Annotated in this window: 16 protein-coding genes; 6 read left to right on the top strand and 10 right to left on the bottom strand. The window is 71.2% G+C overall.

Translation table 11 applies throughout. The features are described 5' to 3' along the window. Positions 1–91 precede the first annotated feature (91 nt). Positions 92–1,147: an NlpC/P60 family protein gene (locus ACIGXM_RS30525; RefSeq protein WP_396566714.1), complete on the top strand. Its 1,056-nt coding sequence runs from the start codon at positions 92–94 to the stop codon at positions 1,145–1,147. A 219-nt stretch (positions 1,148–1,366) separates the two neighbouring features. After that, complete coding sequence (locus ACIGXM_RS30520) at positions 1,367–2,086, top strand: phosphatase PAP2 family protein (protein ID WP_396566537.1); 720 nt, start codon at positions 1,367–1,369, stop codon at positions 2,084–2,086. Between the two features lie 14 nt (positions 2,087–2,100). On the opposite strand, the gene ACIGXM_RS30515 is transcribed toward ACIGXM_RS30520, so the two are convergent. Further along, positions 2,101–2,298, bottom strand: a complete 198-nt coding sequence (locus ACIGXM_RS30515; RefSeq protein ID WP_396566535.1) for a hypothetical protein — start codon at positions 2,296–2,298, stop codon at positions 2,101–2,103. A 156-nt stretch (positions 2,299–2,454) separates the two neighbouring features. On the opposite strand from ACIGXM_RS30515, the gene ACIGXM_RS30510 reads away from it, so the two are divergent. Beyond that, entirely contained in the window at positions 2,455–3,348 is an 894-nt protein-coding gene (locus tag ACIGXM_RS30510; RefSeq protein WP_396566533.1) for a hypothetical protein, read from the top strand. 140 nt (positions 3,349–3,488) lie between these two features. Continuing rightward, positions 3,489–3,695, top strand: coding sequence for a hypothetical protein (locus ACIGXM_RS30505; protein WP_396566531.1), 207 nt, complete (start codon positions 3,489–3,491; stop codon positions 3,693–3,695). On the opposite strand, the gene ACIGXM_RS30500 is transcribed toward ACIGXM_RS30505, so the two are convergent. After that, on the bottom strand, positions 3,673–4,038 hold the full coding sequence (locus ACIGXM_RS30500; RefSeq protein WP_396566529.1) for a metal-sensitive transcriptional regulator: 366 nt from the start codon (positions 4,036–4,038) through the stop codon (positions 3,673–3,675). The two genes, ACIGXM_RS30505 and ACIGXM_RS30500, sit on opposite strands and share 23 nt — an antisense overlap. A gap of 249 nt (positions 4,039–4,287) precedes the next feature. Between ACIGXM_RS30500 and ACIGXM_RS30495 the strand changes: the two genes are divergently transcribed. Together ACIGXM_RS30495 and ACIGXM_RS30490 are read left to right on the top strand one after the other, a co-directional pair. Continuing rightward, on the top strand, positions 4,288–4,908 hold the full coding sequence (locus ACIGXM_RS30495; RefSeq protein WP_396566527.1) for a DUF47 domain-containing protein: 621 nt from the start codon (positions 4,288–4,290) through the stop codon (positions 4,906–4,908). 5 nt (positions 4,909–4,913) lie between these two features. Further along, complete coding sequence (locus ACIGXM_RS30490; protein ID WP_396566525.1) at positions 4,914–5,909, top strand: anion permease; 996 nt, start codon at positions 4,914–4,916, stop codon at positions 5,907–5,909. 119 nt (positions 5,910–6,028) lie between these two features. On the opposite strand, the gene pstB is transcribed toward ACIGXM_RS30490, so the two are convergent. The 8 genes from pstB to mshD all read right to left on the bottom strand — a co-directional run bounded on the left by pstB (position 6,029) and on the right by mshD (position 15,787). Then, entirely contained in the window at positions 6,029–6,805 is a 777-nt protein-coding gene (gene pstB / locus ACIGXM_RS30485) for a phosphate ABC transporter ATP-binding protein PstB (protein WP_396566523.1), read from the bottom strand. Positions 6,806–6,848: 43 nt separating this feature from the next. Beyond that, on the bottom strand, positions 6,849–7,928 hold the full coding sequence (pstA, locus tag ACIGXM_RS30480; RefSeq protein ID WP_396566521.1) for a phosphate ABC transporter permease PstA: 1,080 nt from the start codon (positions 7,926–7,928) through the stop codon (positions 6,849–6,851). Next, complete coding sequence (gene pstC / locus ACIGXM_RS30475; RefSeq protein WP_396566520.1) at positions 7,925–8,938, bottom strand: phosphate ABC transporter permease subunit PstC; 1,014 nt, start codon at positions 8,936–8,938, stop codon at positions 7,925–7,927. Before pstC ends, pstA begins: the two co-directional genes overlap by 4 nt. A gap of 164 nt (positions 8,939–9,102) precedes the next feature. Beyond that, complete coding sequence (gene pstS, locus ACIGXM_RS30470) at positions 9,103–10,233, bottom strand: phosphate ABC transporter substrate-binding protein PstS (protein WP_396566518.1); 1,131 nt, start codon at positions 10,231–10,233, stop codon at positions 9,103–9,105. 248 nt (positions 10,234–10,481) lie between these two features. After that, positions 10,482–10,943 (bottom strand): NUDIX hydrolase, encoded by a 462-nt coding sequence (locus ACIGXM_RS30465; protein WP_396566712.1) that lies wholly within the window; start codon positions 10,941–10,943, stop codon positions 10,482–10,484. A 230-nt stretch (positions 10,944–11,173) separates the two neighbouring features. Beyond that, positions 11,174–12,277: a CHAD domain-containing protein gene (locus tag ACIGXM_RS30460; RefSeq protein ID WP_396566516.1), complete on the bottom strand. Its 1,104-nt coding sequence runs from the start codon at positions 12,275–12,277 to the stop codon at positions 11,174–11,176. A gap of 39 nt (positions 12,278–12,316) precedes the next feature. Continuing rightward, on the bottom strand, positions 12,317–14,491 hold the full coding sequence (locus tag ACIGXM_RS30455) for an RNA degradosome polyphosphate kinase (protein WP_396566710.1): 2,175 nt from the start codon (positions 14,489–14,491) through the stop codon (positions 12,317–12,319). Positions 14,492–14,797: 306 nt separating this feature from the next. Then, positions 14,798–15,787 (bottom strand): mycothiol synthase, encoded by a 990-nt coding sequence (gene mshD / locus ACIGXM_RS30450; protein ID WP_396566514.1) that lies wholly within the window; start codon positions 15,785–15,787, stop codon positions 14,798–14,800. Positions 15,788–15,968 lie beyond the last annotated feature (181 nt).

The raw sequence follows: 15,968 nt of genomic DNA, 5'->3' as shown, positions 1-15,968 counted from the left end.
GCGCATGCGGGGGGCATATGCGTTCCGGTGCCGAGCCGGAGGCTCTGTCCGTGGGACACAAGCGCTCTGACAGTGCATCGGGATGGTGCTGATGGTACTCCGGAACGGCCTGCGGACAGCGGCCTTGGCGGGAGCTGTTGCGTTCGGCTTCCTCGGCGTGATCGGCGTCGGCACGTACGCGGCCAGCGGAGCGGTCCAACTCGGCGGCACCGGCGGTGGTCTGACGCTCGCACCGGGCACCGTTCCGGCCGCCTACCAGGCACTGATCCAGCAGTGGGGCACCAGGTGCCCGCAGATCTCGCCGCCCATGCTGGCCGCACAGCTCTACCAGGAGAGCGGCTTCGACCCGACGGCCCGCAGCAGCGTGGGCGCCGAGGGCATCGCCCAGTTCATGCCGGACACCTGGGCAACCTACGGCGTGGACGCCACCGGTGACGGCAAGAAGGACATCTGGAACCCGGCCGACGCGATCCCCGCCGCCGCCAACTACGACTGCGCCCTCGCCCAGGACACCGCCACCGTCCCCGGCGACCCGCAGGACAACCTGCTGGCCGCCTACAACGCCGGCCCCTACGCGGTGATCGCCCACCGGGGCGTCCCGCCTTACCAGGAGACCCAGGGCTACGTCCGCTCGATCAAGTCACTGATGGTCAGCTTCGCCGCGCAGGCCCCGGCCAGCACCCTGGTGGTCTCCCCGCAGGCCTCCGGCGCGATCTACTTCGCGCAGACCAAGCTGGGCACCCCGTACCTGTGGGGCGGTGAGGGGCTCCCCTCGCAGAACGGCCAGTTCGACTGCTCCGGGCTGACCCAGGCCGCCTTCGCCTCGGTGGGCATCAGCCTCCCCCGGGTGGCCAACGACCAGTGGTACGCCGGCCCGCACCCGTCCCGCGACCAACTCCGCCCCGGCGACCTGGTCTTCTTCGCCACCGACCTGAACGACCCGCGCACTATCCACCACGTCGGGATCTACGTCGGCGGCGGCTACATGATCAACGCGCCGCACACCGGGGCGGTGATCCGCTATGACAAGATCGACCAACCGGACTACATCGGCGCCACCCGGGTCACTCCGGACGGCGCCAGCGCGCTGCCGCAGCGCGGTGCGGACGGGACCATCACCGGCGGCTCGGACCCGGGACACACCTGATCGACGGTCAGCAGACGCGTGACGGCGTGCCGGAGTTGTGCCCGTCTGGTCAAGTTTCCATAACAGCGTGTCCTCGTGGAACGCTGTGCGCCGGATGTCTCGTTCTGTCCTGCGGCAGAAGTTCCCTCCCGTGGCAGAAGTTCCGTCCTGTGACAGGAACGCACGGCCGGGACGGACGGACCACGAACTGATCAGACGGCAGATTCCAGGAGGTACGGCGTGTCGACGCTGTTGGCCGACACCAGCAATCCGGACGTCAGCCTCCTCTACACCATCAACGGCTGGGCCAAGGTGGCCCCCGGCTGGTTCGACCACCTGGTCTCCTGGACCGGCGAGTACGGCATCCTGATCGGCCTGCTGCTGCTCTGTCTGGTCGGCTGGCTGCAGGCCCGTCGCCGGCCGGACGCCCCGGTCGCGGTGGCCGGCGTGCTGTGGGCCCCGATCTCGGTGGGCCTCGCCGAGCTCGCCAACCTGCCGATCGCCGCGATCGTCGCCCGGCCGCGCCCGTTCGTGGACCACCCCGGGCTGGACGTGCTGGTGGCCGGCAAGGCCGGCACCCACTCCTTCGTCAGCGACCACTCGACCATCTCGATGGCCTTCGCGGTGGCGCTCTTCCTGGTGAACCGCCGGCTCGGCGCGATCGCCGGCGGACTCGCCCTGCTGCAGGGCTTCTGCCGGATGTTCATGGGTGTGCACTACCCCACCGACGTGCTGGGCGGCTACGCGCTGGCGGCCGCGGTGGTGCTGCTGCTGGCACCGATCGCGATGGCGGTGCTGGTGCCGTTCTGCCACGCGGTGACCAGAACGGCGGCCGCGCCGCTGATCACCGCGCAGCGGCCCGGGCCGGCCGACAGCGGCGGCTCGCGGCGGCGCCGGCGCGGTCCGGCGGCGCCCCCGGCGCGCACCGAGCGCGCCCCCGAGTCCGACCTGGCGGCCTGAGTCCGGCAGCGGGTTCAGTCGGGCTGGTCGAGGTGTTCCCGGGCGTCCCGGCGGGCCTTGTCCCGGGAGCGTCGGGCTGGCGCGAACCAGCCGCAGCTGCAGCTGGCGAGGGCGAACGACCCGCGCTCGGCGACCTCCGCCCGGTGCTCGGCGGGGACGGCGCCGCTCGGGAGGGCAGGGGGGTCGGTCCAGGCCGACGACTCCTTACGCACGTCGTTCACGGTAACCCGCACGGCCCCCGGCGCGCGAAGCCCTACGCGCGCCGGTCCGCTCGTAACCCGACCGCCGTCGGCTCGTTGGGGCAGTGAGGCCGTGCCCAGCAGGGGCGGCGGCGTGCCGGGCCCGGGCCCGAGGGGGTTGAGAACAGCATGATCCAGTCGCAGCGTCGCGGCGCACAGATCCTCGGCTCGGCGGCGGTGGCCGCCCTGTTGACCGTCTCCCTGGCGGGCTGCTCGGGCGGCGGTGGCGGCTCCGGCGGCTCGGCCGACGCGGCGGACGCCGTCAAGAGCAGCGGACCCGACACGCTGGCCGCCGACCCGCTGACGGCGGTGCGCAACGCCGCCGAACTCACCGGCCACGCCGGCTCCGCCCAGGCGGCCACCCAGCTGACCACCGAGTCCGCCAACAAGCAGGCCTCGTTCACCGGCACCGGGACCTACGACTACACCAAGCGGATCGGCCGGCTGCAGGTGACCGTCCCGCCGGGCGCCGCGACCAACGGCCCGGTGGTCGAGGTGGTCGAGCCCGGCATCGTCTTCCTGCAGAACAGCGGCGCCAAGGTGCCGGCCGGCAAGTGGGTCAAGCTGGACGTCCGGCAGCTCGCCGACGGCAACCTGATCAGCAACGGCGCGACCGACCCGGCCGACGCCGCCGGGGCGCTGCGCGGCGTCCAGCAGGCCCAGTTGGTCGGCGACGACACCGTGGACGGGGTCGCCGTCAAGCACTACAAGGGCACCCTGGACCTGGCCAAGGCCGCCGACGCGACCGGCGGCGCCGGCGCCTACGGGCTGCGGATGGCGGCCAACACCTTCACCGTCAAGGCGGTCCCGTACGACGTCTGGCTGGACGCCCAGGGCCGGCTGCGCCGGGTGACCGAGGTGTTCACCTTCGCCGGGGTCGCCGGTTCCAGCAATGCCAAGGACCAGGTCAAGGTCACCTCGACGGTGACGCTCAGCGGGTTCGGGCAGCCGGTGAACGTCTCCGAGCCGCCCGCCGCCGACGTGGTCCAGCTGCAGGACTCCTCCGCCAGCCCGCAGAACTGAGGTGTCGGGGGCGGCAGCCCACCCGATTCGGTGGCAGAGATGGCCCGTCCGTGCCATGTGGTGGGCTCCCGGCACTCTCTAGGCTGGGACCCGGGTGGCTGCCGCCCGGTGGGTGCAGGGCGCTGAAGGGGTGGTGCAGGGTGTCGTCCTCCGCGGACCGAAGGATCGGCCACGACAGCGCGGCCCTCGACGAGATCGAGCTGGCCGGCGAGCTGATGATCGCCGCCACCGCCAGCACCGACGAGCGGCTGCCCACCGCCCGGATCGACGAGGTGTTGCTCCAGCAGGCCCAGCAGGCCACCGACGGCGAGGGCGGCGGGCCGGTCAGCTCCGCAGCAGCCGGCTGATCGCGGTCATCGCCTCGGCCACCTTCTGGTCCATCTCCGGCCCGCCCTCCTCGGCGGCCGCCGCCACGCAGTGCTTGACGTGCTCCTCCAGCAGCGCGAGGGCGAAGGACTGCAGCGCCTTGGTGCCCGCCGAGACCTGGGTGAGGATGTCGATGCAGTAGACGTCCTCCTCGACCATCCGCTGCAACCCGCGGACCTGACCCTCGATCCGGCGCAGCCGCTTGAGGTGGTCCGCCTTGTGCGCGCTGTAGCCGTGCGGCCCCTGGTGCTGGGCGGTACCGGCGCGCTCGGTCACGCCGTTCGCGGTACTGCCGCTCGCGGTGCCGGTGCTCTCGGTGGTCATCGGCCTGCCCCGTTTCTCGTGCTGCGCGGCCGATCGCCGCCGGTGCCCCCCAGTGTCCCGCACCGGCGACGCCGGCGGGTTACCCCGTCCGAGCGGCTCGACCGAGCACCGCGCCCAGCACCACGGCAATCCCCCCGGGCTTCCGCCAGACTGAGGCTCCCCCGTGTTCACCCCGCTGACCCGTTTGCGCAATTCCGGCGCGGAGCACCTAGCATCGTTCAGTCCGTCCCCCGCACATCGGAGATTTCCGTGCGTTTTAGCCTGACCCCGAAGGAGACGAGCTTCTACGACATGTTCGCCGCCGCCGCGGAGAACCTGGTCGTCGGCTCGAAGCTCCTGCTGGAACTGCTGGGCTCAGACTTGTCCACCCGCGCGGAGATCGTCGAGCGCATGCGCGCCGCCGAGCACGCGGGCGACGACACCACCCACGCGATCTTCCACCAGCTGAACTCCTCCTTCATCACGCCCTTCGACCGCGAGGACATCTACAGCCTCGCCTCGTCGCTGGACGACATCATGGACTTCATGGAGGAGGCCGTCGACCTGGTCGTCCTCTACGACATCGAGACCCTGCCGGCCGGTGTCGAGCAGCAGATCGAGGTGCTGGCCCGGGCCGCCGAGCTGACCGCCGCCGCGATGCCCAGCCTGCGCAGCATGGCCGGCCTGAACGAGTACTGGATCGAGATCAACCGGCTGGAGAACCAGGCGGACCAGATCCACCGCAAGCTGCTCGCCCACCTGTTCAGCGGCCAGTACGACGCGATCGAGGTGCTCAAGCTCAAGCAGGTGGTCGACGTGCTGGAAGAGGCCGCCGACGCCTTCGAGCACGTGGCGAACACGGTGGAGACCATCGCCGTCAAGGAGTCCTGACCAGCGTGGACATGGCAGCACTCATCGCCGTCATCGGCGTGGCCTTCTTCTTCACGTACACCAACGGGTTCCACGACTCGGCGAACGCCATCGCCACCTCGGTCTCCACCCGGGCGCTGACCCCGAAGGCCGCGCTGGCGATGGCCGCGGTGATGAACCTGGCCGGTGCCTTCCTCGGCAGCGGAGTGGCGCAGACCGTCTCCAAGGGGCTGGTCGAGACCCCGCACGGCAGCAAGGGGATGACCATCCTCTTCGGCGCGCTGGTCGGCGCGATCGCCTGGAACCTGACCACCTGGTACTTCGGCCTGCCCTCCTCCTCCTCGCACGCGCTCTTCGGCGGCCTGGTCGGCGCGGCGCTGGCCGGCGGCACCACGGTGATCTGGCACGGCGTGATCGAGAAGATCATCCTGCCGATGGTGATCTCGCCGATCGTCGGCCTGATCGCCGGCTACCTGGTGATGCTGGCCATCCTGTGGATCTTCCGGCGGGCCAACCCGCACCGGGCCAAGCGCAACTTCCGGGTCGCGCAGACCGCCTCGGCCGCCGCGATGGCACTCGCCCACGGTCTGCAGGACGCCCAGAAGACCATGGGCATCGTGGTCATGGCGCTGACCATCTCGGGCCACCAGCACGGCAACGGGATCCCGATCTGGGTGAAGATCTCCTGCGCCACCATGCTGTCGCTGGGCACTTACGCGGGCGGCTGGCGGATCATGCGGACCCTCGGTCGCAAGATCATCGAGCTGGACCCGCCGCAGGGCTTCGCCGCCGAGAGCACCTCCGCGGCGATCATGTACATCACCTCGTACGTCTTCACCGCGCCGATCTCCACCACCCACGTGATCACCTCGGCGATCATGGGCGTGGGCGCCACCAAGCGGGTCCGCGCGGTCCGCTGGGGGGTGGCCAAGAACATCGTGCTCGGCTGGTTCATCACCATGCCGGCCGCGGCCGGGGTCGCCGCCCTGGCCTACTGGATCACCGACCGGCTGATCGGCTGATCCGACCGGTCCGACCAGAAAAGGGCCCGCCCCCGCGTCCCGGGGGCGGGCCCTTCTTCATGCCCTGCGGCGGCACCGCCATGCAGCACCGCAGAGCAGCTCGCATCCGCGGCCGCGGCTCAGCCGAAGCGGCCGGAGATGTAGTCCTCGGTGGCCTGCACGGACGGGTTGGAGAAGATCCGCTGGGTGTCGTCCAGCTCGATCAGCTTGCCGGGCTGACCCACCCCGGCCAGGTTGAAGAAGGCGGTGCGGTCGCTGACCCGGGCCGCCTGCTGCATGTTGTGGGTGACGATCACGATGGTGAACCGCGACTTGAGCTCGCCGATCAGGTCCTCGATCGCGAGGGTGGAGATCGGGTCCAGGGCCGAGCAGGGCTCGTCCATCAGCAGCACCTGCGGCTCGACCGCGATCGCCCGGGCGATGCAGAGCCGCTGCTGCTGGCCGCCGGAGAGCCCGGCGCCCGGCTTGTTCAGCCGGTCCTTGACCTCGTTCCAGAGGTTGGCGCCCTTCAGCGAGCTCTCCACCACGCCGTCCAGCACGGCCTTCTTCTTCACCCCGGCCAGCCGCAGGCCGGCCACCACGTTGTCGTAGATCGACATGGTGGGGAACGGGTTGGGGCGCTGGAAGACCATCCCGACGGTCCGTCGGACCGCCACCGGGTCGACGTCCCGGCCGTAGAGGTTCTCGTCGTCCAGCAGCACCTTGCCCTCGACCCGGGCACCGGGGATCACCTCGTGCATCCGGTTGAGGGTCCGCAGGAAGGTGGACTTGCCGCAGCCGGAGGGACCGATGAAGGCCGTCACCGAGCGGGGCTCGACGGTCATCGAGATGTCCTCGATGGCCTTGGTCCCGCCGTAGTAGGCCGACAGTCCGCTGACGTCGATGCGCTTCGCCATGATCTTTCGTCTTCTCTCGTCTTTACGTACGTCAGTCGGTCGGTCAGTGGCCGGACTTCGGCGAGCGCCAGCGTGCGACGCCCCGGGCGATCAGGTTGAGCGCCATCACGAAGGCGATCAGCACCAGCGCGGCGCCCCAGGCCCGGGCGTAGCCGAAGTCGTTGTCGACCATCGCGTACTGCTGCCAGATGTACAGCGGCAGGGACTGCTGCGGACCCTGGAACGGGTTGCCGTTGATGAAGTCGGCACCGAACACCAACATCATCACCGGGGCGGTCTCACCCGTGATGCGGGCGACCGCCAGCATCACACCGGTGGTGATACCGCCGATCGCGGTGGGGATGACGATCCGCAGGATGGTCTTCCACTTGGGCACGCCGAGCGCGTACGAGGCCTCGCGCAGCTCGTTCGGGACGAGCTTGAGCATCTCCTCGGTGGAGCGCACGACCACCGGCATCATCAGGATCGACAGCGCCAGGCTGCCCGAGAAGCCGGAGTACTGGAAGCCCAGCGCGATGTTCCAGACGGAGAGGACGAACAGACCGGCGACGATCGACGGGACACCCGTCATCACGTCGACGAAGAAGGTGACCACCTTGGCGAGCCGGCCCCGGCCGTACTCGACCAGGTAGACCGCGGTCAGCAGACCGACCGGCGCGGCGATCAGGCTGGCCAGGCCGACCTGCTCCAGGGTGCCGAGCAGCGCGTGGTAGACGCCGCCACCCGGGCCGGAGGAGAGCACGCCCTTCATGGAGTGGGTCAGGAAGTTGCCGTTCACCACGCCGGCGCCCTGCTGGATGGTGTAGATGACCAGCGAGGCGAGCGGGACGACGGCCAGGATGAAGGCCACCCAGACCAGCGAGGTGGCCAGCCGGTCGCGGGCCTGCCGACCGCCCTCGACCTTGGCCGAGAGGCCGTAGCCGATCACCACGTAGAGCAGCGCGGAGATCAGGCCCCACTGCAGGTGGCTGGTGAGGCCGAAGCCCGCGCCCAGGGCGCAGCCCAGCGCGATGGACAGCACGGCCACGCCGGCCGGGGCCCAGCGCGGCAGCCGCGCGGTGGTGAGCCGCTGACTCAGTCGGGGAGCCGGCGGGGTGTCCGTGGTCTTGGCGATCGTGGTCATGCGTTGGCCCCCGAGTACTCCTTGCGGCGGGCGATGATCAGCCGGGCGCCGCCGTTCACCAGCAGGGTGATCAGGAACAGCACCAGGCCGGAGGCCATCAGCGCGTCCTTTCCGACGTTACCGGCCTCACCGAACTTCAGCGCGATGTTCTGCGCGAAGGTGCCGCCACCCGCGTCCAGCAGGTGCAGCGAGAGGGTGGACGAGGCGGAGAGCACGGTGGCGACCGCGATGGTCTCGCCGAGCGCGCGGCCGAGGCCGAGCATCGAGGCCGAGATGATGCCGGGGCGGCCGAACGGCAGCACCGCCGTGCGGATCACCTCCCAGCGGGTGGCGCCCAGCGCCAGCGCCGCCTCCTCGTGCATCCGCGGCACCTGGCGGAAGACCTCGCGGCTGACCGCGGTGATGATCGGCAGGATCATGATGGCCAGCAGGATGCCACAGGTGAACAGGTTGCGGGCGGGGCCGATCTGGGTCTGCTTGAAGACGTAGGTCCAGCCCAGGTAGGTGTTCAGCCAGCTGTTCAGCCCGTTCAGGTGCGGCACCAGGAAGAGCGCGCCCCACAGGCCGTAGACGATGCTGGGCACGGCGGCCAGCAGGTCGACCAGGTAGGCGAACGGCTGGGCGATCCGGCGCGGCGCGTAGTGCGAGATGAACAGCGCGATCCCGATCGCCACCGGAACCGCGATCAGCATCGCGACCAGGGCGCTGACCACGGTGCCGAAGGCCAGCACGGCGATGCCGAAGCTGGGCTTGGTGATGTTGTCCGGGTCCCACCCGAAGGTGGTCAGGAAGTTGGTCTGGTCCTTGCTGATGGCCAGTCCGCTGCGGTAGAGCAGGAAGCCCGCGATGGCGGCCATGATGACCAGCAGCAGGATCCCGGACCCGGCGGAGGCGCCGAAGAAGAGACTGTCGCCGAGACGGCCCTTGCCCTTCAGGGAACTGCCGCCGGCGGCGGCGTCCCTGCCCACGTCGGAGTCAGGGCCGGGGGAATCGGGTGGTGTGGAAGTCATGAGGTTGGTACTCCGGTCTGGCGGTGCTGCCCCGGTGGGGGCGGCTCCATGGCGGCGGTGCCCCGGACGGTCTTTCGGTGGTTTCGGCCGGTGGGCCGGTGACAGGTCGGTGGGCGGTCCCGTTCCCCCTTACGGGACCGCCCATCGACCTCTCGGTGCCTGAATTAGCTCAGCTGGCCGATCTCGGCCTTGACCTTGTCGCTGATGGCGGAGGGCATCGGCACGTAGCCCTTGCTGGCGATGGCCTGCTGGCCGGAGTCGCTGGCGGTGTAGTTGAGGAAGGACTTCAGGGTGTCCAGCGTGTCGGGCTTGTTGCCCTTGTCGCAGGCGATCTCGTAGGTCACCAGGACGATCGGGTAGGCGTTCTCGGCCTTGGTGCCGTAGTCGAGCTGCAGCGCCAGGTCGTTGCCGGTGCCGATCACCGTGGAGTTGGCCAGCGTGGTCGCGGCGTTGGCGGCGGTCGGGTCGACCGGCTTGCTGGCGCCGGTGGAGATGCTGGCGCTCTGCAGGTTGTTGATCTGCGCGTAGGAGAGCTCGACGTAGCCGATCGAGTTCGGGACCTGCTTGATCTGCGCGGAGACACCGGCGCTGCCGGAGGCCGACTGGCCGCCCTTGCCCGCCCAGGTCTTGTTCGCCGGGTAGCTCCAGGCGCCGCCGGAGGTCTTGGCGAAGTACGAGGTCAGGTTGTAGGTGGTGCCGGAGTCGTCCGAGCGGTGGAAGGTCTGGATCTGCGCGTCCGGCAGGTTGACGCCCGGGTTGAGGGCGGCGATGGCCGGGTCGTTCCACTTGGTGATCTGCGAGTCGAAGATCTTCGCGGTGGTCGGGCCGTCCAGCACCAGGTGGCTCACGCCCTGGACGTTGTAGACGATCGAGACCAGGCCGGCGACCATCGGCAGGTCGATGGCCTGACCGCCACCGGTGCAGACCTGCTTCGAGGCGTCGATGTCGGACGCCTTGAGCGCGAAGTCGGAGCCGGCGAAGGCGACCTTGCCCTGGTTGAACTGCTGGACACCGGCACCGGAGCCGACACCGTTGTAGGTGATGGTGCTGCCGGAGCAGGCGGACCCGAAGGCGTTCTTCCACACGTCGATCGCGTTGCCCTGGGCGGTCGAGCCGGCACCCAGCAGGCCCGCCTGCTTGCTGGCGCAGGTGATCGAGGCGGCCGGGGCGGACGAACCACCCGAGGAGGCGGTGGAGTTGTTGTCGGAGCCGCAGGCCGCGAGCGACAGCGAGCTGACGAGCGCCACGGCACCGATTGCGAGGGCCTTGGTGCGGCCGTTCCGCTGGAGCTTCACAGGGTGTCCCTTTCTTTGGCCGTCCGCCGCGCGCCTGACCTGCTCTGGGGCGGTCGGACGGACGGACCTGCTGTGGTCCGGGGCCGCGCCGGCCCTCCGGTAGGACCGAAGCTAGGCCGAGCAGGTGACGCATCAGCCGGTCGCAAATGAACGGAGAGTGAACCTCGAAGGGCTACCAGGAAACACGGTCCGGTAGTCACGGTTGCATCACGGCAAGGGTTCGGCCAAGACACGCCCAACCGGGTGACTCATCCCGGGAACGGCACCGACCATCCGGGTGCCAACCAGGCGTCCCCCACCTCGGCCAGACGCTCCAGCAGGGCGTCGACCAGCTCCCGGTCCCGGGCGTGGGTCAGCCGGGCCCGCGCCTTGCCCGGCTTGAGCCACTTCATCCGGTCCACCTCCCGGTTCGGCCGGAACTCCCCGCGCACCGGCACCGCCGCCCAGTACCGCACCTCCTTGGGCCGCCCGTTCGCCAGGTAGTACTGCGCGGGCAGTGGCGCGACCAGCCGGCAGACCAGCCCGGTCTCCTCCTCCACCTCGCGCACCGCCGCCTCCACCGGGCTCTCCCCGGCGTGCAGCTTGCCCTTGGGCAGGCTCCAGTCGTCGTACTTCGGCCGGTGGATCAGCGCGATCCGCGGCTTGCGACGACCCCGGCCGTCCGCGCGCGGCTCGCCCGGGCGCCAGAGCACCGCGCCGGCCGCCAGGATCGTGCTCGGCCGCCCGTCGTGCCGCGCGCCGGGGCGGTGGCCGGCCGGCGCCGGGACGGTCGGGTGGCCGGAGCCGGTCCGGCCGCCGGGCGGCCCGCCGTCCCGCAGCTCGGACTCACCCAGCCTGGCCTCGCGCAGCCTGCGCCGCTCGACCCGGTCGGCCGACCCGTCGCGGTCCACCGTCCCGGCGACCGCCATCCGGGGCGGCTGGTGCCGCTGGTCATCCCCTGTCAGGCGCTCGCCCATTCCTGCCATCCGTGCTGCGGGAGGGTCGGCCACTGCCGGCCGAAGGCGTACCGGGCGGACTCGACCTCAAGTCGTTGATCAGCATGCACCACCCCCAGCACGTAGGCGGTCGCCGGGGTGATCCGCGGCGTGCGGGCGGCGGTGGCCACCGTCACGGCGGCCTCGGTGGCGTCCTGGTGCCGGTCCAGCACCTCGTTCAGGGCGTCCAGCTCGGCCACCGGCCGCCCGCACACCTCCAGCGCGTACCGGGCCCGCTTCACCAGGATCCGCACCCGCTGCCACGGCGCGTCGTCGGTCGCCAGCGCGGAGTCCGCGTCCGCCACCGGACGCGGCTGGGCCGGTACCTGGGCCGGCACCTGGGCCGGAACGGACCCGGCCGTCCCGAGCCGGTGCAGCGCGTCGCCCTGGTAGGCCACCGTGGCCCGCGACAACGGCAGCCGCTGGACGGCCGCCCCCAGCGCGGTGAAGGCCGCCGAGGCCTGCGGCAGCAGCACCTCCCCCGCCCGACCCATGGCCGACTCCACCAGCGGGGTCTCGCCCACCAGCAGGGTCATCCGGTCCGCCAGCGCGTGCAGCCGGGCCGACCGAAGCTCCTGCAGCACGACGCTGTGCGCCCGGGTGCGGGCCAGCGTCAGCTGCCGCTCCAGCAGCGCCCGGGCCTTCGGCGCGCCCTGGTGGCCGGCCAGCATGCCCGGCCCGCGCGACTCGCCGGGCGACGCGGTCGAACTGAGCGAGTCCAGTGCGGCCAACAGCCGTGCGGTGCGCCGCAGATAGCCGGGCTCCTGGGCCAACAGGTTGAGCAGCCAGCGCAGTTCGCTCCGGGACTGTTGCGCCCAGGCCGGGTCGAGCAGCGCGCCGAAGGTGTGCAGCGCCCCGCCGATCCGTCTCACCGCGCGCAGCAGCTCGCCGGTACTGGCCGTGCCGCCGGGCGAGTTGACGGACGGCACGGCGCCGGGCCGGGCCCCCGCCTCGCCCACCGCCTGCGGCAGGGCGCGCAGGAACGCGCCGGCCTGGCCGGTGAGATATCCGGAGAGCACCTGGCCGGCGGTCGCGGTGGCCGCGTGAGCCGTCATGGGCGCGTCAGTCATGTCGTGGGTCCCCGTTCCCCCAGGGCAGGTGACGGATGGTCAGAGCGTGCTGGAGGAACTCCGGCGGCGCTGGCGCGAGTCGATGAGCAGGTCCTGGATGTCCCGCAGCGGCTGGTCGTCGGCGTCCCGGCTGTGCCGGGTCCACGCCCCGTCCGGGCCCAGGTGCCAGGACGCGGTGTCGTCGGCCATGCCGAGGTCGATCAGCCGGGACAGCTCGGCCCGGTGCGCCTGGTCGGTCACCCTGACCAGCGCCTCGATCCGTCGGTCCAGGTTACGGTGCATCATATCGGCGCTGCCGAACCAGACTTCCGGGTCGCCGCCGCCGCCGAAGACGAAGACCCGGGAGTGCTCCAGGAACCGGCCGAGGATGCTGCGGACCCGGATGTTCTCGCTCAGCCCGACCACACCCGGTCGGATCGCGCAGATGCCGCGCACCAGCACGTCCACCGGCACGCCCGCCTGGGAGGCCCGGTAGAGCGCGTCGATCACCACCTCGTCGACGATCGAGTTGACCTTGAGCTTCACGTACGCCGGTCGGCCGGCGCGGTGCATCGCGATCTCGTTCTGGATCCGCATCAGCAGGCCGTCCCGCAGACCCCGCGGGGCGGTCAGCAGCCGCCGGTAGGACTCCCGGCGCGAGTAGCCGGAGAGCCGGTTGAACAGGTCGGACAGGTCGGCGCCGACCTCCGGGTCCGAGGTGAGCAGTCCGAGGTCCTCGTAGAGCCGGGCCGTCTTGGGGTGGTAGTTGCCGGTGCCGACGTGCGCGTAGCGGCGCAGCGTGTCGCCCTCCTGACGGACCACCAGGGACAGCTTGCAGTGCGTCTTCAGCCCGATCAGACCGTAGACCACGTGGCAGCCGGCCTCCTCGAGCTTCCGGGCCCACTTGATGTTGGCCTGCTCGTCGAACCGCGCCTTGATCTCCACCAGCACCAGTACCTGCTTGCCGGACTCGGCGGCGTCGATCAGCGCGTCCACGATCGGCGAGTCGCCGGAGGTGCGGTACAGGGTCTGCTTGATCGCCAGCACGTTCGGGTCGGCCGCGGCCTGCTCCAGGAAGGCCTGCACCGAGGTGGAGAAGCTGTCGTACGGGTGGTGCAGCAGCACGTCGCGCTCACGCATGGCGGCGAAGATGTCCGGCTGCGAGGCCGACTCGACGTCGGTCAGGCCGCGGGCGGTGCCGGCCACGAACTTCGGGTACTTCAGCTCGGGCCGGTCCAGCTCGGCGATCCCGAACAGCCCGGTCAGGTCGAGCGGCCCGGGCAGCGGGAAGACCTCCGCCTCGGTGATGTTCAGCTCGCGGACCAGCAGGTCGAGGATGTACGGGTCGATCGACTCCTCCACCTCCAGCCGGACCGGCGGGCCGAACCGACGCCGCATCAGCTCCTTCTCCAGGGCCTTGAGGATGTTCTCGGTGTCGTCCTCCTCCACCTCCAGGTCCTCGTTGCGGGTGACCCGGAAGGCGTGGTGGGCGAGCACCTCCATGCCCGGGAAGAGCTCCTCGAGGTGCGCGCCCATCACGTCCTCCAGCGGGACGTACCGCTGCGGCGACGCCTCCAGGAAGCGCGAGAGGGACTGCGGGACCTTCACCCGGGCGAAGTGCTTGTGGCCGGAGACCGGATTGCGGACCACCACCGCCAGGTTCAGGCTCAGGCCCGATATGTACGGGAACGGGTGCGCGGGGTCCACCGCGAGCGGGGTCAGCACCGGGAAGATCTGCTGGCGGAACAGGGTGTGCAGGCGGCCCTGCTCCTTGTCGCCCAACTCCGGCCAGCGGACCACCTCGATGCCCTCGGCGGCCAGGTCGGGCAGCACGTCCTGCTGGAACGCGGCCGCGTGCCGGGCCATGAGCTCGCGCGACCTGGTCCAGATCAGGTCCAGCACCTCGCGTGGTTGCAGGCCGGACGCGCTGCGCTGGGCCACCCCGGTGGCGATCCGGCGCTTCAGGCCGGCCACCCGGACCATGAAGAACTCGTCCAGGTTGCTGGCGAAGATCGCCAGGAACTTGGTCCGCTCCAGCAGCGGTATCCGCGGGTCCTCGGCGAGTTCGAGCACCCGCTCGTTGAACGCCAGCCAGCTGCGCTCCCGGTCCAGGAAGCGGCCCTGCGGCAGCTCCTCGGTGCCCGGGCCGGCCAGCGCCGGGAACTCGTCGAGATCGAGCGAGAGGGCGGGCTGGCCGACCGGGTGGGCGGCCGTCGGACGGGCGGTCGCCGCCATGGCCGGGCCGGCCGTGTCGGTGGTGCCTGTTGCCCCGGTGGGGACGGGACGGGGGATGCTCATCGGTTCCAGCTCCTCCAGCGGCCTGAGGTCCGAGCGCTCCGGGATTCCGTGTGCTGGGTCCGCTCGGCCCGGCCGCGCCGAGGACCCGGTACGGCCGCTAGCCGACCGGCCCGGGCCGCGTGGCCGGAGCTATGGGAGCGAGACACTACGGACTTCATCCTGTGATCTTCGCGGCGCTTATTGAACCCACGGTAAACACCGCATGGCCAGGAGGAAAGCTGAGGCCGTCGGCCCCGAGGCCCGCTATCCGGCGGACCCTTCGGCCACGCTCTTCCCTTCCGGTACCCGGTACATCAGGTCCACCTCGTGGATGGTGAACCCCAGTCGTTCATATACCCGCAGCGCGGCCGGATTGTCGGCGTCCACGTAGAGCAGCACGGTGTCCAGGCCGCGGTCCCGGCCGAGGTGGCGCAGACCGGCGGCGGTGAGCGCGCGGCCCAGCCCGCTGCCCTGCTCGGCCGGGTCCACGCCGACCACGTAGACCTCACCGAGCTCGGGTCCGGCCTCGGTGGCCGGGTGGACCTTGGTCCAGTGGTAGCCGACCAGGCGGTCGCCGCGGACGGCCAGGAAGAAGCCGGCCGGGTCGAACCACGGCTCGGCCATCCGGTCGGCCAGGTCCTGGGCGGTCCAGGCGCCCTGCTCGGGGTGGTGGGCGAAGGCCAGCGCGTTCAGCGCCAGCCAGGCCGCGTCGTCCTCGCCGGGGCGGAAGGTCCGCAGGGTGATCCCGGACGGCAGCGGGACCTCGTCCAGCGGCTCGGCACCGGGCACGGTGGTACGCCGCAGCTGCCGCAGCTCGCGAACCAGCTCGGCGCCGTACTCCGCGGCCAGCCGTCGGGCGGCCGGGTGGTCACCGTGGGCCCAGATGTCCACCGAGCCCGCGGTCTCGGCCAGCACGGCGTCCAGCAGCTGCCGGCCGAGGCCATGGCCGCGCCGCTCGGGCGCCACCACCAGCTCGGCGGTGGCCCGGCCGACCGTGGCCTCGGCCGGCAGCTCCAGCTGGGCGTAACCGGCCGCGGCGCTCTCGGCGTTCTCGGCGCTCCCGATGCTCTGGAGCAGATGGACGACGCCCGCCCGGCCCGCTCCGGCGGCGCGCAGCCGCAGCCGGCCCTGCTCGGAGACGGCCTCCCGGCCGTCCACCCGGCTCGCCGCGGCCAGCACCCGCAGCGCGGCATCCCGCTGCTCCGGCGCCAGCACCTCGCGCGCGATGACCCTGCTCTCCCCGGCGGCCGCCATGGCCCTGGTGTACCGCCGCTCCCCTGCGGGAGTGGTCCCCGCCGTGTCCGTACCCGTCGTAGCGTCCATAGGCCGACCCTACGGCACCGGAAATGCGAGAAGCCCCTCCCGGTCTCCCGGAAGGGGCTTCTCAGAAAAATTGTTCGGCGGCGTCCTACTCTCCCACAGGGTCCCCCCTGCA

The organism is Kitasatospora sp. NPDC052896 (assembly GCF_044547075.1).
In the GTDB taxonomy this organism is placed as follows: Bacteria; Actinomycetota; Actinomycetes; order Streptomycetales; family Streptomycetaceae; genus Kitasatospora.
This window is presented reverse-complemented; position numbering and strand designations above follow the sequence as displayed.